This window comes from Robertmurraya korlensis NBRC 107688, from assembly GCF_001591645.1.
In the GTDB taxonomy this organism is placed as follows: Bacteria; Bacillota; Bacilli; order Bacillales; family Cytobacillaceae; genus Robertmurraya_A.
Genome location: NZ_BCVH01000028.1, coordinates 11,898 through 30,288, shown reverse-complemented (window position 1 = coordinate 30,288; position 18,391 = coordinate 11,898). Strand labels below are relative to the sequence as shown.

The window sequence follows — 18,391 nt, the reverse complement described above, 5'->3', positions numbered from 1 at the left end:
TTTTATCGTCGATCAATAAAAAAAAATACAATTTACACAAAGGAGTGGTTTGTTGATAACCGATATAGAAACTATTAAAAAGCCTTCGTTCATGTATGCTTTATCTATGCTAATGTCAGTAGTGATAATTATTTCAGTTGGAATACTTGTATTTAATGCACCGATTCAAATTCTGATGTTAATCAGTATACTTGTTCTTATTCCCTTTATGATGGGGTTAGGATTTTCATATAGACAAGTAGAAAAGTCGATGATTACTTCGATGAGTAAGGCATTATTGCCGGGATTGATATTATTAACCGTCGGGATTTTAATCGGTGCATGGATTGCCTCTGGAACAGTACCTACATTAATTTATTATGGGATTCATGCAATTACCCCACAATACTTTTTAGTGACGACTTTATTATTCTGTTCTCTTGTATCTATAGCAACAGGAACTTCGTGGGGAACGGTTGGTACTGCAGGTGTAGCTATGATGGGTGTTGGTACAACTTTAGGGATTCCTGCTGGTCTTACCGCAGGTGCAATTATTAGTGGAGCCTATTTTGGGGATAAAATGTCGCCACTTTCAGATACAACAAACCTGGCACCTACTGTAACTGGAGGAGAATTATTCACCCATATTAAGCATATGCTTTGGACAACTGTTCCTTCCTATTTAATTACAGCCTTAATTTTTACTATTATAGGCTTAAGGTATCAATCAGCAGCAGCAGATGCTGAAAGTGTCTCTCAGTTAACGAACTACCTGGATCAAACGTTTCATCTGGGATTGATTCCTTTAATACCCATTTTGGTGTTAATTACATTGTTGGTATTAAAAAAACCTGCAGTCCCTTCCATCTTTATTGGTGCTGCAGTGGGTGGCGTAATTGCCATCTTTTATCAAGGATTTAATTTTTCAGACACGACTCATATCTTTTATAGCGGTTACCAAGTAGAGTCTGGAATAGAAATGGTTGATAGCTTACTACAACGTGGTGGATTAACAAGTATGTTATCGCTTATTGCCCTATTCTTGTTTGCACTTGGACTCGGTGGAATGCTAGCTGATGCAGGTGTATTAGAAGCATTAATTGCCTCCTTTGCCCATAAGATTCAGCACACAGGCTTGCTGGTATTTGTAACAATCATTGTTAGTTACGTTACACTTGCTATCGGTGGATCGGTTTACTTCTCTTCTGTTATGAGTGGTACACTAATGAGGCCAATATTTGAACGTTTAAATATAAAGCCCGAGAATCTCTCTAGAATACTCGAAGATACGGGTTCACAGGGTGCTCCGCTAGTTCCATGGACCGGGGCGGGAATTTATACATCAGGAGCACTTGGTGTGGCTACTGGAGCGTACCTTCCATTTTGTTTCCTAGCCCTGATTACACCAGTCATCTCATTGTTCTATGGAATTACAGGTATAACAGTGACAAAAAATGTAGAACCAAAGAAGAAAGTAAAGAAAGAAAAAACATCTTTAAAAACGGTTGAAGCATAACAAGCAAACACCTCTACTGTTGGTAGAGGTGTTTTTTATATCTGAAAGCTAGCCGTGGCAGGATTTACATCAGCTTTGATGAACATATTAGTAAAGGATTAATTAGTTATACGTAAAAGGAGCGGAGGAATCTTGTTAAAATTAATTAAAACTGCTGAAGTGTACGCACCCCATTATATGGGAATAAGAGACATCCTTATCGCAAATGATAAAATTGCTTACATAGAAGAGAATATTGAAGTTCCATCCACCTTTGTTCCAATTGAAGTGATTGATGCTGACGGACAGATCCTTGTACCTGGATTCATTGATTCTCATGTTCACCTAATTGGTGGCGGTGGAGAAGGTGGATTCAGAACAAGGACTCCAGAAATTATGTTAACAGATATCACTACGTCAGGGATAACAACTGCAGTAGGTGTTTTAGGTACAGACGGAACAACAAGAAGAATGGAGGGACTTCTAGCAAAAGCTCGAGCACTTGAAGAAGAAGGGATAACATGCTACATCCATTCAGGGTCTTACCAAGTTCCAGTTAAGACATTAACCCAACGTGTTGAAGATGACATAATCTTAATTGATAAAATAATAGGTGTTGGTGAAATAGCAATCTCGGACCATCGTTCCTCGCAGCCGACCTTCGAAGAACTAGTAAAAGTAGCAACAGCAGCTAGAAATGGCGGTATCTTATCTGGTAAGGCTGGTTTAATAGAAATTCATGTAGGGGATGGTGACGAGAAGTTATCATTATTAGAAGAGATTGTTGAGCGAACGGAAATACCTGCTAGACAATTTCATCCTACTCATATTAACCGAAATAAAGAGTTATTTGCTGCTGGAATCGTTTATGCTAAAAAAGGTGGATATGTTGATCTCACTACAAGTACGATTCCTCAATTTATGGAGGAAGGGGAAGTAAAATGTTCTACTGGTCTAAGACTAATGCTCGAACAAGGAGTACCTATAAGCAGCATCACCTTTTCCTCAGATGGGCAGGCAAGCCTACCTTCCTTTGATGAAACGGGTGAATTTAAAGGATTAAAAGTTGGAAAGGTTTCTTCATTATTTCGTGAGGTAAGAGATGCTGTACTCGTAGAAGAAATCCCTCTTGAACAGGCCATTCGAGTTATTACGTCCAATCCTGCTCAAGTCCTAAAGTTACCTCAGAAAGGAAATATTCAAAAAGGTAAAAATTCTGACCTCGTGTTTTTAGATAAAGAAACATTAACCATCCAAACGGTCATTGCACAGGGTCAAATAATGGTCTTGCAAGGTTCTCCAAGAGTGAAAGGGACATTTGAATAAGAAAAAATGGTAAACCCCGTGCCTACTTTGGTATGGGGTATTTAGCTTCCTCAAATTAATAATTCTATACTTTCAAATGCCTAAATAAAGTAGAGAGGATAGGGATTTTTATTTGTAAGGGGGAGGACATAATAAAACCTTTAACTAGTGGAATTTATGACGATCATACAAGAATAACCATCCAAGCGGTAGTAGACATGATTCTTTACGCTTCCCCAATGGGTGGAGTGATATATGAGTATGTTATAGCGGTTTTAGATCAAACTTTGCCTTCTTCAATAAATCATGGAGATACTATCCCTTTCTCAAAACAGACAGCAAAATTATTAGATATGGCTGCTATCCAACTAATATGTAGAGGAAAGACAGAGTGTTTATACCATACATGGACTTTTCCTAGGAAAGGAGCCTTTGCCAATCTCAAACGTGGTGAGCGGCAAAAGGTGGTCGACTTGTTAGAAAGATTAGAAGTCCCTTTGGAGAGCTTACCAGAGCCTTTTACAAATAATCCAGGTTTAACACAAAGTATGAAAAATACTCTAACTCAGCTAACGTTATTGGGCTATTATTCCGAATGGACTGGATATGGATCAACTCGCTTGAAAGGACCTGATGTTAGACGTATAGAGTTTTTTCCAATGGGTTGGCTTCAAACAAACTATCCAGGACCAGCCTTTGGATATCGAAATCTTCGGGGTTTTTTATTAGGTGATCCATATAAAGGGGGAGGTCATGATGTCTAATCCAGATGTTATTGTCATTGGTGCTGGAGGTGGTGGTGCAGTTATCGCCAAAGAGCTTGGTGAAAAGGGTATAAAGGTTTTAATTATAGAAGCAGGACCCTGGTATGGAAATAAGAAGTGGCCAAATCCAAATCTTTATTCTGGCGCGAAAGAAAGTTCAGATAGTAATGATTTAGATATTCCTTTGTATAGATCCCTTATGAACAAGTATGAAGATAATATGAATAATCTGGTTACAGGTAGATTTCGGTGGGGGCCAGCAAATAGAGATCGGGCCCCATGGGTTCGATTCACACCACAAAAGCAAATTATTTGGCAAAGTGCGGGTGTGGGTGGATCCACACAGCATTATACAGCTAATTCTCCTCGTGCATATCCATTAGCCATAGACCAATTATGGCCACTTTCTTATCGAGAACTCATTCCTTATTATGAAAAGGTAGAAGCCACATTGCCCGTTCACTTTGCACCAACAACTGCAAAGGAAGAATTGTTTTATTTTGGAGCAAAAAGAGCAGGCTGGCGGCTAAATCCGACACTAAACGTTACAAGTCCTGGCTTCCGTCCTCAGCCCAACGCCATTTTACCCGTAAATAAAAATCTTACTAATGTAAATGTTTCTCTTGAACAGTTATCGTGGATGGAAGGATGTACCCTCTGTGGACACTGTATAAATGGCTGCCCGCATGGTCCTACCGTAGATAGGGTGGCAAAGAGGTCAACAACGGTTAGCTACATACCATTGGCTTTGAATACTGGCAATGTCACAATCAGACCCAATACATTTACGATAAAAATTTTAACAGATTCGCTTCATTCACAAGAGCGACATGTGACCGGGGTCCGTATTAAGGATACATGGACAGGAGAAGAGGAAGAGCTAACGGCGAAGGTGGTTGTTCTTGCTGGAGGTAGCATAGAGAGCCCACGGCTTTGGCTAAACTCCAATCTCCCTCAAAATTCATGGGTTGGTAAGGGGCTAACAAACCACTATATGGAATGGGTTACGGGAATCTTTAATGAAAGAGATCTTATATCTATCTTAGGCGAGCCTGACATAAATCCATTTGTAGGACATACATGTGGTGCGAGACTCGATTTTCCTGGCTTAGGTTCGTTGCAAACTGCTGGGATGAGTCCAGGACTTACAGCTTCTCTCTCCTATGGAATTAGTCAATTTAGGTGGAGTATATATCAAAAGGAAAAGTCCAAATGGGAATTTCATAATCAAATTGTTGGAAGCAAATTAAGTGATTTAATGATAAATTACAGGAAAACGTTAAGTGTACTAATCTTAACAGACGATGAGGCAGATCAAAAAAATGGAGTGAAACTTCATCCGATGATTAGTGATGAACATGGTCCAGTACCTCTCTTGAGCTATACTCCTACGAAAAATTCTATAAAAAAAAGAAAAGAATTAATGAAAATGGCTATTCATATTTTGCATAAAGCTGGGGCGAAACAAATTATTTCATCTTACTGGCCGGCAGGAATTATGATTCATTTGGAAAGTACGATGAGAATGGGGTTTGTTGTTGATGCAAATTGTGAAGCTTACCAGGTAAAAAAATTATTTATTTCTGATAATAGTGTGCATTATAACAGTTTGGGAGGAGTCAATCCAACTCTTACCACGCAGGCATTAGCCACACGAACTGCTGAAAAACTGTTTGAAAAATATTTCAATTAGTATGTTTGCTTAACGAATGGTCATGATACTAATATTGGAATTTACATGCCTGGAGGGGTTATTAGATGAATCTATTTGAAATGATTCATGACACATTTGAACCATTTTTAGATGGTGAAAAAAAGCCTTTAAATGTAATGGAAGTTACAAATTTATGGTTTTTCCTATTAGGAACGGAAACTACCTTGCGAAATCAAGAAATAGGTTACAATCTTGCACAAGATGAGGAATTAAAAAGAATCATTCTTGATACAAAGGAGAATTTACATATTCCAATAAGAGATGAAATAAGAGAATTCTTATTGAAAGAAGGGGTTCCCCTTCCAAAAAACACACCAGAAAAGCCAGTAGGGGATTTTCGTGATATACCTGAAGGTGCCAAATTAAACGATGAAGAGCTGGCTAATCTAATGTCCTATAACTTAGCAAGTGGTGTTGTATATGCGGCTAGAGGCCTTACAGAATCGATTCGAGCGGATGTAGGACTATTGTTTTCAAAGATTATTATGAAAAAGACACTTGCAGGATTACAGGTAAAACAATACTTAGAACAGAATGAGTGGCTACGCGTTCCTCCTTATTATAAATCTTAAATGAAGAAAGTATTTAGGCCTTACTTAAAGTAGGGCCTATTTAAATTTTAGACCATCTCTATTGTTTACAAAAGTTGTTTACATGTTTACTTTATGTAAACAACGTGTACACTTTTACGTTTACATGTATACAAACGTGTATACATGTTGTTTTTATTAAATGTGTACACGTTTGTAGTGATTGTTTACAATTGTGTTTACAAAAATCTTATGTTTACAAACTGTTTACAGGTTTACATTTTAATTTCTTTTGAGTTAAATGATTGAATAATCTACCAATCTCCTTTACCCTTAACTAGAAGGGTACATAGATAACAATGTAACTTAAGCAATAAATCTATTAAATGAGAAGGGATGATCTACCATGTCAAACTCTAGAATTGCAGCAGTAGATGTAGGAAATGACTCCATTAAGGCGATTTTCGGAGAAATGGAGTATGAACTTAACATACCTAATATTGTCGCTAGGGATACAGAAGATCGGCCGGTCATTGGAATAGAAGAATTGGATAGCAAAAATCCACTTGATGGTCTTCATATTAAAGTACATTCCCCTGCCCTAAAGGAGAATAATGCGATTTATCGTGTAGGACATCTAGCAACGAAGAGCAATAATGCCACAGAATTAGACCTTGGAAGTAGCAAGTCGGAAGAGGATCAGACATTGGTTATGCTGTTTGCTACTTTAGCATTGGATGCCGTAAAAGAAGAGAATTCGGGTGTTTTTCCACGATCCAAACAGGTAGTTGATGCAAATTACACTCTTGGAACAGGCCTTCCACTACGTGAAGTAAAGGAAGGAAAGGATGCTGGATACCGCTCAAAATTAGTAGGTTCCGTTCACCAAGTAGAGTTTTTAGTTACACCTAAATATCAAGGGTTAAAAGTAAATATTAAATTTAATGAAGTGAAAATATATCCAGAGGGCTTTGCGGCTTATATAAATCTTGTAATGGATACCCAGCTTAAAATCATTAATAAAGACCTGATAGATAAAAGAATTCTTATTCAGGATATTGGGGGACTTTCAACCGATATTGCAGTAATTAAAAACAGAAATGTTGATGATGATAAAGCTCAAGGTTTTAACTTAGGTGTGTCTGAATCTCTAGAGGCCATTAGAGAGGAAATTAGAACAAAACATGGTGTGGAGTTAGATAGCCGTCGTGATGTAGTAGAGATTATTACTAGAAAAAATGACCGTAATCACATCATGGTAAAAGGCAGTCGAACCAGTGTTCATGATATAACTGACCGTATTTTGCTAGAGTTAGCAAAAAAGCAATACCGATTACTAAGAAACATCTGGCAAAAGAACTCTCAAACGGAAATTTGTTATTTTGTTGGTGGAGGAGCACATGTCTTAAAGGATTATATCAAGACTCTTAATAATAATTTAGATGGTTATAATATTGAATTTTTCGAAGATGAAAAAGAAAGCATTTGGATGATGGCAAATGCTTACTACAAACTTATAACGGATTATGTAAGAAAAGTGGAAAAGTCCAAGAAAGCACAAGTGCCAGTTAAGAATTCATAGGTGATAAAATGAAGAAATCTGCATCCAATGAGGTTAAGAGGGGCCAAGCAATTTCCTTTCGGATCCCTTCTGATACCCCGGATCATTTATTAAAATATTTGCAGAAGTTAAAGGAAACCGAAAGACGGAATTTTTCGAGCAAAATTGCTGAATTTGTGATGCAGGGAGTTAGTCAGTCTTCGTCCAAGGAACAGGAAACGATCACCATTCCCCTTCCCCATAAATTAAGCAAATCACAACGAAACTGGTTAAAGCATGAGCATTCTGAGGCTTTACTGGGAAGTATTATGTACCAGCTATTAACAGATCCAGTGCGAGCAACAGCTTTGCTCGCATCCTTAAATAGTAATTCTCTAGATATATCTGAGGCTTTATATTTACAGGAAGAGGAGGATTCTGTCCTCGATGACCATTTCATGGAACCTATCGCTGAAATAGCAGTTACAGATGAGCCTGAGGTTTCAGAGGACGATCTTGATGCATTTAGTTGGGAAACCATCAGGCAGGGTGAACCTGAAACAGTAGAAGAGGAACAGGATGACGAGAATGACCTTGATAGTCTATTAGGTGATTTCCTTTCTAAAATGAATAAGTAGTAATGTTGGATCTCTTTGAAGCCAGTTTAAATGAATACACAGCAAATGAATGTAAAAAAAGGACGATCATGATGAGGGATGTACTCATAATCGTCCTTTTTGTTATATCATCGAATTTGTCCGTTACCTGACATCATAAATTTCACAGTTGTTAATGCTGGTAAGCCCATTGGTCCACGAGCATGTAGCTTTTGAGTAGAAATCCCAATCTCTGCACCAAATCCAAGTGCGCTACCATCTGTAAAACGAGTGGAAGCATTATGGTAAAGGGCAGAAGCATCTACTAAACTCATAAACTTTTTCGCTGTTTCTTTATTTTCTGTTACGATCGCTTCTGAATGCTTAGTTCCATATACTTCAATATGGTCAATTGCTTCATCTATATTGTTCACTGTTTTAACAGCTAAGTCTAAGCTTAAATACTCGTTTGCCCAATCTTCCTCTGTCGCTGGGACTGTATTTGGTATATAGTTTTGAGCTGTTTCATCACCATGAACTGTAATGCCATGTTTATTTATAATCTCAACGAAAGAATCCTTGTTCTTTGCAAGCCACTCTTTATGAATAATGGCTGTCTCTAACGCATTACATACAGCTGGACGGTCCGTTTTTGCATTAACAAGAATGCTTAATGCTTTTTCAACATCTGCTTCCACATCAATGTATAAATGGCAGTTGCCTACACCTGTTTCTAAAACTGGAACAGTTGCATTGTTTACCACTGCATTAATGAGTGAGGCACCACCCCTAGGAATTAATACATCAATATGTTCCTTCATTGTAAATAGCTGTTGGGTAGCTTCGCGATTCGTACTAGCGATGAATTGCACGGCCTCCTTTGGGATTTTCGTATCATGTAGTGCCTCGTGCATGACTTGCACGATTGCTTTGTTTGAAGATAAAGCAGATGATCCGCCTTTTAAGACAATGGCATTACCTGATTTAAGAGCGAGCCCAGTTGCATCAACGGTTACATTTGGACGGGCTTCGTAGATCATACCAATGACACCCAATGGAACGGATACCTTTTCTACTAATAAACCATTATCCAATGTCCAACTAGACAAAATGTTCCCCGTTGGATCCTCTAATTTAGCTACTTGCCTTAGACCTTCAGCAAAATCAAATATTCTTTCTTTAGAAAGAGCAAGACGGTCCATGTAGGCAGCTTCATATCCAAGTTTACTACCAGCTTCTAAATCTAGCTTATTTGCCTCTAAAATCACATCTGTATTTTTTTCTAGCGAGTCAGCTAGAACATGTAAAACTTCATTTTTTTCTGAAGTTGATAAAAGGCTAAGTGTTTTTGCTGCTTTTTTTGCGGCAATTGCTTGGGATTCAACATTTGTAAATTCCTTAGTTACTGACATGCAATTCCTCCTTTTATATGACAACAGGCAGTGATAACTCTAGTTCACACACGAAGTCTTCGGAATGAACAACTTCATGGGTATTCCATTCATCACCTGTAGAGTTGATCATTTGTTCAAGTTCCTCCGTTGAATAATTCACAACACCCAAACCGACTCTTTCACCCTGGTCGTTCAGGATTCGAATAACCGAACCTTTTTCAAACCGTCCGTTTATTTTCTCAATATGGGAAGATACAATGCTCCGTTTATAATCAACAATAGAGGCCTTTCCTTTATTGCTTATGAAAATTTCTCCACTTGGACCTGAGTGGAAGGCGATCCATTGCTTCTTTTGATCTAGGTTGACTGACTCGTTTGAAACTTCAAAATAGGTGCCTTTGGCTGTACCTTCTACGGCATCATTTAATATATGTGAAATCGTTGCTTTGCCAAGGAACGTACTAATACCTGAAGCCATAGCAATCTTCACTGCATCAATCTTGGATTTCATGCCTCCTGTACCGACAGAACTTCCCGAACCACCTGCACCTTGTTCAATCTCAGGTGTTATTTCATATACTTTTTCTAGTAGTTGGGCATGTTCATTTTTACGGGGATCTGAATCGTATAATCCATCTATATCAGATAAAATGATCAGTTGATCCGCCTCGATTAAACCGGCTACTTTAGCCGATAACGTATCGTTATCCCCAAACTTTAGACGGTCTACTGTGACGGTATCATTCTCATTCACAATAGGAATAATTCCTCGTTCTAATAGGACATTTAGTGTATTGCGAACGTTATGATAGCGGGTCTCATCGGAAAAATCACTACGTGTAATTAATATTTGAGAGGCAATATACCCGTGAGATAGGAAAATCTCAGAATATGCTTCAATTAATAATCCCTGGCCAATAGATGCTGCGGCTTGTTTCTCGGGGAGAGAAGTGGGGCGGTCAATGCACCCTAGCTTACGGTATCCCGCTGCGACTGCTCCTGAAGAGACAAATACAATTTCATGACCAGCATCCTTTAAAAGAGCAATTTCATCTGCTAATTTTTCAAGTTTCCGCCGACTAATTTCCCCATGTCGACTAGTTAAGGAACTGCTTCCTACTTTTATTACAACCCGTTTGTTTTTGTTTTCAAGGGTCGTCATTTTATCACTCCCGAGGCAAAATTATATATTTTTTTATTTTGTAGACGGTCTAACTAATAGACTTTCTTTTATTTGGTCACTTATTTCTTTTGAACGTTTGGCAGCGAATTCTACAGCTTTTGCTATCGCTTTCCCACCACCATTTACATCAAGTGCTTGGAGTCCAGCCGCTGTCGTGCCGTTAGGGGAGGTCACTTTTTCTCTAAGAACGGTAGGGGTATCATCTTGTTCCTGGACCATTTTTGCTGCTCCAACAATCGTCTGAGCGATAATTTGTCGAGTTGTTTCTAAATCAAAGCCGGCTTTTGCTCCTTGTTGTTCCATATGCTCCATTAAATAATAGAAATAGGCAGGGCCACTTCCGGCAAGTCCTGTGAATATATCCATATTCTTCTCATCGATTTGAAAGACCTCACCGATGCACTCAAGTAACTCTTTTGTTACGTATACGTGATTTTCTGCTGTATTATGACCTGGGGATATGGCAGTAGCTGATTCGCCGATTGCGCTTGACGTATTCGGCATAACACGAACTACTTGCTGGCCATTATGAAGGTTTTGTTCTAGATATGTTGTTGTAATTCCAGCTAAAACGGATAAAACGAGTTGGTTAGATTTAATTCGGTGTTTTAAATGGTTTAATGCTTGATCGACATCCTTTGGCTTCATAGCCAAGATAAAAATATCTATTTGGTCAAACGGTAGATGGTCAAGTTTCAATCCTTTAATTCCATACTTCGCTTCAATTGCAGCTAATCTTTGTTCATTTGAACGGTTTGTTGCAATAATATTTTCTGCTGGGATTCTTTCTGATAGAACCAATCCAGCAATCATTGCTTCTGCCATTGAGCCTGCACCTATAAATGCAACTTTCTTATTGTGTAGCATCTCATCTCTCCAATATTGTTCGTATTTTTGTTCGTAATGTATCTCAGAATTTAATACTAACATGGTGATTTTCATATTCAAGGGGTTCAGGAAAGGTTAGGAGTATTTCTTCCAATTAGTTAGTGTAAGCGTTACCATGTGGAGTTATATCCATTAGATAACGTCTCAGCAAGGATAACCGCGTCTCAGCCGTGTATTTGGAGTTTTTTTGGTGGAATGGGACAAGCAATCAAATGAAAAAACATAAAAAAACCCCAGGAGAATCTTCTCCTGAGGACAAATATTGATCTTAGTTTACTCTTTTAATTCTTCCTTCAGACTTATAGTCAATTGGAGAAGTTAGTGATTTAACATAATCTACAGTTGCATCTAAATCAACTGGGCCAACTTCCATGCTTGAAGATAGCTCATTAATGCTTGAACCTGTGTTGCCGTACATATAGTTGTTCACGACCACCGTGTATTCTTTTGCTGGGTCAATTGGAGTTCCATCAGGTAATGTGATATCGACCACTTTTCCAGTCTTAGCAGCATCGTCATATGTGTACGTATACTTGAATCCAGAAATATGGTAGTCAAGACCTCTAGCTGTAATTTGCTCATCTAGAATCACGCGTAAGTCTGCACCACTTAGAGTAGCTTTATTTAAAACATTACCAAATGGTTGAATCGCAAATAAATCACCGTAAGTTACTTCTCCAGCATCAAGCTGAGAGCGTACTCCACCGCCATTCATAAGTGCGAAATCAGAATTCATAGCTACTTTCATACCATCAGCAATCAGGTTTCCTAATCCTAAATCACCAAATTCTTTAGCAACTGTTGGATATCCTTTTTCAAGGGTAGTAAGGGATTGTCCAACTACTTGTGCTTTAATAGGTTCTACTTTTTCAGCATACTTTTTCATAATTGCAGCCACTGCTGGATCTGGAGTGTACTTGTCTTGGTAAACGGTTTTAATTTCTGCTGATTTCTTAAAAATATCTCCTGTAAAAGGATCGATTTCTAGATCTATATCAGAGAATGCAGAACCGTAGGAATAAGCTTGTACAATCAGCTTGTTGTCAACTACACGATTCACTTTTACATGGTTGTGAGCAGCAAAAATCACGTCAACTTCATCATTCACTTGTTCTGCGATTTTACTAGCATCATAGGAATCAGTGTATCCAGTTTGTGTAGCAGGATTATGAGCAAGAACAGCAATTGCTTCTACACCTTGAGCTTTCAATTCTGCTGTGTACTTGTTAATGGCTTCTACTTCATCTGTGATTTTAAGAGATTCATTGCCTTTTGTGACAATCATAGTAGGAGTTTCTTGAGTTACTACACCAATAACTCCAATCTTTTGTCCACCAGTTTCAAGCACTGTGTATGGTTCAGTGATTAACTCTCCATCTCTTGTGTCAAATGCATTTGCTGCCACAAGAGGGAAGTTCATTCCATCATAACCAACAGTCCCATTCGGATGGTCCCCGCCACCCATCATTCGCTTAAGCTCGTCAATTCCTTCATCAAACTCATGGTTTCCTAGAGTGCCAGCATCAAATCCGATTTCTTCAAGAACTTCAATCGTTGGTTCATCTTGGAAAAGAGCAGAGATAAGCGGGCTTCCTCCAATCATATCACCAGCATGTAAGATTAATGTGTTAGGGTTCGTAGCTTCTTCTTCCTTTAAGGCACCAGCTGTGTACTCAATTTGACCAGCTAAAGAAGTGCCAACTTTTGTAACAGTATCTAACTGACCGTGTAAGTCATTTACACCTAAAAGCTGAACCTTCACTCCGCGGTTTAGGTTAATATTGAAAATACCAAATCCAGCTGAATCTTTATTGCCAGTATAAGAGAATGGGCTATTTTCACCAATGTATTGCTCTGCCTTTGGTGAAGTTGTAAACGTCACATTCACATCAGCAGAAATAGGTGCGATTGACCAATTGTTATCAGCTGTTGGTGTAATAACTTTTTCCTCAGAAATATAATCCATTAAGATTTGACGGTTTTCATCCGCAGAATCAACCACTAATTCACTGCCTTTGATTCCAGGGAAGTTACCACCACCGCCAGCACGGTAGTTATTTGTGACAACAATAAATTCTTGCTCAGGGTCAACGGGTTCACCATTGTATTCTAGATTCATTACGCGGCTAGATTCTGGGTTTACTAGATTGCCTTTTGTATCGTACTTAGCTGGTTGTGTAACATCAATTTGATACTCAACTCCATCAATCACATCGAAATTATAAACAGGGAAGGATGGATTTAAAAGCTGCTGTTCCTCTGTTTTAGCTGGATCAATTTGATTGAATTTCCCTGCAGTCATTTCAATCCATTCTTTAACAACAGATCCTTTTACTTTCACAGCCTTTAACGTATTGTCGTAAAGGTATAAATCACCAGCGCTCCGAATCGTTAAGTCACCTTGCTTAATCTCTGTATACTCTTCAACGCCATTACGTCCTGCTTTAAATGGCGCACCAACAGAAAGGATAGGAAGGTCTGTTAATTCTGGTTTGTTTAAACCAATATACTTTTCTACATACCATTTTTGTGCGTTTGTCACCACTTGAATAGATGGATCATCTTGCACAAGAGCAAAATAGCTATAAATATCATCGGTTGTTGTTCCGATAGGAGTGTTTACATATTCAATCGTTGCATCATGATCAGCTTTTACTGCTTCCACAATTTTCTCATCTGGCTTTACTGTATCAATGGCACGTGTAGAAGATTGAGAATCTGCAACAGACCATTTTCCTTTTACCTTTTGTAGGGTAAGGTCGATAATCCCTAAAGCTCCACCACCGTAACCAGCTTGTACAGCTGCAACGCCATTAATAGTTCCCTTTGCATTGTCTACGCCAGGAAGAGGTTGTCCATCAGCACCTTTGAATAATGCATCTAGTGAAGTAACATCTTTTGCAGGGAATACTTTATGAGTGTGAGAGAAAGTAATGGCATCAATTCCTTCTACCTTACTTAATGCATAAACCGTATCTTCTGTGTTTGTTTCATTGCCACTGAAGCCAGAGTGAGCCATTGCAACAATTACGTCAGCTCCTTCTTCCTTCATCATTGGAACAAAACGTTCGGCAGATTCTACGACATTCTTTGTAATGACCTTGCCATCTAAGTTTGCTTTATCCCACTCATTAATTTGAGGAGGGACAAATCCGATATAACCAATTTGAATAACAGCTGTTTTACCGTTTTCATCCGTTACTTTTTTCTCAATAATTTTATAAGGAGTATATTTATTCACATCGTTGGTTGGGTCGTTATCATGATCATCCACATAAACGTTCGCATTAACGAACGAGAAGTCCGCATCATCATAGACTTCATCGAGATATTCTAATCCATAGTTGAACTCGTGGTTTCCAAGGGTTGCCATATCATAACCCATTAAGTTCATTGCTTTAATAGCTGGATGAACTTCTCCATCCTCTAAAGGATCAATCTTGGCTTTGTAAGTTCCAAGAGGAGTCCCTTGAATAAGGTCACCATTGTCTACTAGTACAGAATTATCTACTTGTGCTCGTGCTTCTTTTACAAGTGTCGCTGTTTTTGCCAAACCTAACTTTGGAGCGGTTGCATTCTTGTAATAATCAAAGTCTAATAGATTCGTATGAATATCAGTTGTCTCCATGATACGAAGTTCAACTTCTGATTGAACCTTAGCTACGGAAGGCTTTGCTGCAAGTACATTGGTTGGTATTAACGGTGCTGCGATCATGCTGAGAGCAAGTGTGCTAGATAAAATTTTATTACCCTTTTTTTTGCTTTGCAGTTTCATCGATCCATCCATCCTTATTCTATTATTGAGATATTTAGGGTCTCTAAGGTGTAATATAGCATGGTTATTGTTAAGGTGGTGTTAAAAAATTGTTAGGTTTATAAAGTTGATTATATAGTCCTAATTTAAAAAATATTCGACAAATTTCTCTTAGATATATCTACCTTTTAATAAAATAATCAGATGGGTCTATAAGATTAGTTTATTTAAAATGGTACAAACTGGTATGGAGGGTTTGCTAATGGATTAAAATAGAAGAAGGGTTTGAAGACGCTAAAAAGGTTCAAAAATCATACAAATGTATCGGTAAGAAAAGGACGAGATAGGAATAAAAGACCTTTTGAGGGGAAAACAACCATATATTGTCATAGAAGGTCCTTATAGATAACAAATTGGTTGACAATATAGGGGAGGTATAATAATGAAAGATTCTCTTGACGAGTTGGTCAAGAGAATTTATAATATTCTGCAAAGAAATGATGAACGAAGAAGCGATGAGAGGAATAAGTACATCTTGTACATGTGTGAAGAGAGTGGGGTCCTAGGCTGCGAGTCCCTGCCACCGCTGACAGATAGAACCTGTCCTTGAGCTGTTAGAAAAACTAACCGTTTCCCCTCGTTACGGGGTTTGAGAGGTAGCTTTTTTAAGGCTGCTAAAAAGGTGGTACCGCGGATATAACTCTTCCGTCCTTTTAAGGATGGAGGAGTTTTTTTATTTAGGTGGAGAATTTTAGAGAATGAGGGATTAAAGTGGCCAAACAGCGCATTGTTGTAAAAATTGGGAGTAGTTCGTTAACGAATTCGCAAGGTGGTCTATCAAAGAACAAAATCGCTGAGCATGTGGCTGCACTGTCTAAGCTGAAGAAGGAAGGAAATGAAGTGATTCTTATTTCTTCGGGAGCAGTGGCTGCAGGTTTTTCAGTATTAGGGTACCAAACAAGACCTGTGACGATTGCAGGTAAGCAAGCGGCAGCAGCTGTGGGACAGGGATTACTCATGCAAAGCTATTTTGAGGAGTTTCAAAAAGAAGGAATCGTATCGGCACAGCTTCTACTAACTAGAAACGATTTTTCCCAACAAGAACAATACAATAATGCATATTCCACCCTATCTGAGCTATTAAAACGTGGGGTCATACCGATTATTAATGAAAATGATTCGGTTGCAGTGGATGAACTAACATTTGGAGATAACGATATGCTATCGGCTCTGGTTAGTGGATTCATCCATGCGGATACACTTATTATTTTGACAGATATTAATGGTTTATATGACGGAAATCCGAGTAAAGACCCGAACGCAAAAAAATATAATTTCCTACCTGAAATTACAGAGGATGTATTAGAGGTTGCGGGAGGTTCAGGTTCAAAGGTCGGTACAGGTGGAATGCGTTCTAAGCTTGAGGCTGCTAAAACGGCTTTATCTGTCGGTGTTAAGGTATTTATCGGTAAAGGAGAAGGAGCTGGTAAGCTAATTGATATTGTTACAGGGAAGGGAGATGGAACCTATATTGGCTATAATCTAGGGACTTCCTTAAAAAGCAAGAAACAATGGATAGGAATCCACTCACAAGTCGCCGGACGTATTGATATCGATTCAGGTGCAGAGCATGCCGTCATTCATCTAGGAAAAAGTCTCTTGCCAGCTGGGGTAACAGAGGTAGAAGGTTCCTTTACACGTGGTGATGTTGTAGAGGTATGGAATGAAAAGGGAGAACTAGTAGGTAAAGGGCAAATCAATTATACAGTTGAAGAACTGTCTAAAATTAAAGGACTTTCAAGTAAAGAAGCAAATATAGTAAATATGCATAATAGGATTGAAGTCATTCACAGAGATAACTGGGTTACTTTTACAAAGGAGAGGAAACAAAGATGACAGAATTATTAAATAAGGCACGTCTGGCAAGTACTCTAGCAACTAGCATAGCTCTTTGTACAACCAAGCAGAAAAACGATGCATTACTACTTATAGCTAATCAATTACTAGAGGACATCCCTTTTATTTTACAAGAGAATAAGAAGGATATTGAGGCTGGTAAACAAAGTGGAATGGGTGATAACTTACTAGATCGCCTTAAATTAACAGAAGATCGTATTCAAGATATGTCCGAAGGAGTAAGACAAGTAGCCACTTTACCAGATCCTGTTGGGGAGATTTTGGAGGGCTGGGATCGTCCAAATGGTCTTCATATTGAAAAGGTCCGTGTTCCCCTTGGCGTTGTGGGAATGATCTATGAAGCTAGACCAAATGTAACAGTAGATGCAGCAAGTCTATGCTTAAAAACAGGTAATGCCGTATTATTACGTGGAAGTTCATCGGCCATTCATTCAAACAAAGCGATTGTAACGGTTATTCACCGTGCACTTGATAAAAGTGAATGTCCAACGGAAGCAGTCCAGTTACTTGAAGATACAAGCAGAGAAACTGCCTCACAAATGTTTAAGCTAACAGAGTACTTAGATGTTCTAATCCCTAGAGGAGGGGCTAATCTCATTCAATCGGTTGTAAATAATGCGTCTGTTCCTGTTCTTGAAACAGGAGTGGGGAATTGCCATATTTACATTGATGAAAGTGCAGATTATAAAATGGCGATTGATATTGCTATAAATGCAAAAACCCAACGTCCATCTGTGTGTAATGCTGCAGAAACCATACTTGTCCACCAAAAATGGGCAGATCAGCATTTAAAGGATTTAATTAATGCGTTACAACAGAAAAAGGTGGAAATAAGAGCAGATGAAAAGGCAAGACAATTCGATAAAGATTTACTTCCTGCTACCGTAGAAGATTGGGAAACCGAGTTCTTAACCCTAACAGTGGCACTTCGAGTGGTGTCTGATGTTGATGAAGCAATCAGTCATATTGCTAGCTATGGATCAAAGCATTCAGAAGCGATTATTTCGGAATCTGCTGAGAATGTAGAGACATTCTTCAATAGGGTAGATGCAGCGGCCCTCTATCACAATGCTTCTACAAGGTTTACAGATGGTTTTGAATTTGGATTTGGGGCAGAGATAGGGATTAGTACACAAAAGCTTCATGCACGAGGTCCAATGGGCTTACCAGCTCTTACCTCTACTAAGTACATTGTTCGTGGCACGGGACAAATAAGAGAATAAATAGCAAAATAGAGTAGCAGATTCCATGAGCTACTCTATTTTTGATTAAATTTTTTCCCAAAACAAAAGGGTAATTATGGTAGTATAAAGGAAGTATCGTATTAACCGA

Annotated in this window: 13 protein-coding genes and 1 other annotated feature; of the genes, 9 read left to right on the top strand and 4 right to left on the bottom strand. The window is 38.5% G+C overall.

Annotated elements, in window-relative coordinates:
* Nucleotides 1-52 precede the first annotated feature (52 nt).
* The 7 genes from nhaC to BKO01S_RS21580 all read left to right on the top strand — a co-directional run bounded on the left by nhaC (nucleotide 53) and on the right by BKO01S_RS21580 (nucleotide 7,965).
* Nucleotides 53-1,495 carry a Na+/H+ antiporter NhaC gene (nhaC, locus tag BKO01S_RS21610; protein ID WP_232311294.1) on the top strand — a complete coding sequence of 481 codons (1,443 nt, stop codon included), beginning with the start codon at nucleotides 53-55 and terminating at the stop codon, nucleotides 1,493-1,495.
* A 132-nt stretch (nucleotides 1,496-1,627) separates the two neighbouring features.
* Nucleotides 1,628-2,800 (top strand): beta-aspartyl-peptidase, encoded by a 1,173-nt coding sequence (gene iadA / locus BKO01S_RS21605; protein ID WP_066059528.1) that lies wholly within the window; start codon nucleotides 1,628-1,630, stop codon nucleotides 2,798-2,800.
* Nucleotides 2,801-2,997: 197 nt separating this feature from the next.
* Nucleotides 2,998-3,543, top strand: coding sequence for a hypothetical protein (locus tag BKO01S_RS21600; protein WP_066059526.1), 546 nt, complete (start codon nucleotides 2,998-3,000; stop codon nucleotides 3,541-3,543).
* Nucleotides 3,533-5,236, top strand: coding sequence for a GMC family oxidoreductase N-terminal domain-containing protein (locus tag BKO01S_RS21595; RefSeq protein WP_198158865.1), 1,704 nt, complete (start codon nucleotides 3,533-3,535; stop codon nucleotides 5,234-5,236). The genes BKO01S_RS21600 and BKO01S_RS21595 overlap by 11 nt, the downstream gene beginning before the upstream one ends.
* A gap of 65 nt (nucleotides 5,237-5,301) precedes the next feature.
* Nucleotides 5,302-5,829: a DUF3231 family protein gene (locus tag BKO01S_RS21590; RefSeq protein WP_066059520.1), complete on the top strand. Its 528-nt coding sequence runs from the start codon at nucleotides 5,302-5,304 to the stop codon at nucleotides 5,827-5,829.
* Nucleotides 5,830-6,193: 364 nt separating this feature from the next.
* Nucleotides 6,194-7,369, top strand: a complete 1,176-nt coding sequence (locus BKO01S_RS21585; protein WP_066059517.1) for a ParM/StbA family protein — start codon at nucleotides 6,194-6,196, stop codon at nucleotides 7,367-7,369.
* Between the two features lie 8 nt (nucleotides 7,370-7,377).
* Nucleotides 7,378-7,965, top strand: a complete 588-nt coding sequence (locus tag BKO01S_RS21580; protein ID WP_066059514.1) for a hypothetical protein — start codon at nucleotides 7,378-7,380, stop codon at nucleotides 7,963-7,965.
* 107 nt (nucleotides 7,966-8,072) lie between these two features.
* Here the strand turns inward: BKO01S_RS21580 and BKO01S_RS21575 are convergent, their stop codons facing one another.
* The 4 genes from BKO01S_RS21575 to BKO01S_RS21560 all read right to left on the bottom strand — a co-directional run bounded on the left by BKO01S_RS21575 (nucleotide 8,073) and on the right by BKO01S_RS21560 (nucleotide 15,163).
* A complete protein-coding gene (locus tag BKO01S_RS21575; protein WP_066059511.1) occupies nucleotides 8,073-9,335 on the bottom strand; it encodes a glutamate-5-semialdehyde dehydrogenase in 1,263 nt (420 codons plus the stop codon).
* A 13-nt stretch (nucleotides 9,336-9,348) separates the two neighbouring features.
* A complete protein-coding gene (proB, locus tag BKO01S_RS21570; protein WP_066059508.1) occupies nucleotides 9,349-10,479 on the bottom strand; it encodes a glutamate 5-kinase in 1,131 nt (376 codons plus the stop codon).
* Nucleotides 10,480-10,512: 33 nt separating this feature from the next.
* A complete protein-coding gene (gene proC, locus BKO01S_RS21565) occupies nucleotides 10,513-11,367 on the bottom strand; it encodes a pyrroline-5-carboxylate reductase (protein WP_066059505.1) in 855 nt (284 codons plus the stop codon).
* A gap of 289 nt (nucleotides 11,368-11,656) precedes the next feature.
* Nucleotides 11,657-15,163 (bottom strand): bifunctional 2',3'-cyclic-nucleotide 2'-phosphodiesterase/3'-nucleotidase, encoded by a 3,507-nt coding sequence (locus BKO01S_RS21560; protein WP_066059503.1) that lies wholly within the window; start codon nucleotides 15,161-15,163, stop codon nucleotides 11,657-11,659.
* Between the two features lie 485 nt (nucleotides 15,164-15,648).
* Nucleotides 15,649-15,858, top strand: a binding site (T-box leader).
* A 55-nt stretch (nucleotides 15,859-15,913) separates the two neighbouring features.
* On the opposite strand from BKO01S_RS21560, the gene proB (BKO01S_RS21555) reads away from it, so the two are divergent.
* Both proB (BKO01S_RS21555) and BKO01S_RS21550 read left to right on the top strand, forming a co-directional pair.
* Complete coding sequence (gene proB, locus BKO01S_RS21555) at nucleotides 15,914-17,038, top strand: glutamate 5-kinase (protein ID WP_066059500.1); 1,125 nt, start codon at nucleotides 15,914-15,916, stop codon at nucleotides 17,036-17,038.
* A complete protein-coding gene (locus BKO01S_RS21550) occupies nucleotides 17,035-18,282 on the top strand; it encodes a glutamate-5-semialdehyde dehydrogenase (RefSeq protein ID WP_066059498.1) in 1,248 nt (415 codons plus the stop codon). The genes proB (BKO01S_RS21555) and BKO01S_RS21550 overlap by 4 nt, the downstream gene beginning before the upstream one ends.
* Nucleotides 18,283-18,391 lie beyond the last annotated feature (109 nt).

Bases quoted from the DNA above. Each gene is read 5' to 3' on its own strand.
- BKO01S_RS21600 (WP_066059526.1), top strand. From the start codon at position 2,998: ATGATTCTTTACGCTTCCCCAATGGGTGGAGTGATATATGAGTATGTT.
- BKO01S_RS21595 (WP_198158865.1), top strand. From the start codon at position 3,533: ATGATGTCTAATCCAGATGTTATTGTCATTGGTGCTGGAGGTGGTGGT.
- BKO01S_RS21590 (WP_066059520.1), top strand. From the start codon at position 5,302: ATGAATCTATTTGAAATGATTCATGACACATTTGAACCATTTTTAGAT.
- BKO01S_RS21585 (WP_066059517.1), top strand. From the start codon at position 6,194: ATGTCAAACTCTAGAATTGCAGCAGTAGATGTAGGAAATGACTCCATT.
- BKO01S_RS21580 (WP_066059514.1), top strand. From the start codon at position 7,378: ATGAAGAAATCTGCATCCAATGAGGTTAAGAGGGGCCAAGCAATTTCC.
- BKO01S_RS21575 (WP_066059511.1), bottom strand. From the start codon at position 9,335: ATGTCAGTAACTAAGGAATTTACAAATGTTGAATCCCAAGCAATTGCC.
- proB (WP_066059508.1), bottom strand. From the start codon at position 10,479: ATGACGACCCTTGAAAACAAAAACAAACGGGTTGTAATAAAAGTAGGA.
- proC (WP_066059505.1), bottom strand. From the start codon at position 11,367: ATGCTACACAATAAGAAAGTTGCATTTATAGGTGCAGGCTCAATGGCA.
- BKO01S_RS21560 (WP_066059503.1), bottom strand. From the start codon at position 15,163: ATGAAACTGCAAAGCAAAAAAAAGGGTAATAAAATTTTATCTAGCACA.
- BKO01S_RS21550 (WP_066059498.1), top strand. From the start codon at position 17,035: ATGACAGAATTATTAAATAAGGCACGTCTGGCAAGTACTCTAGCAACT.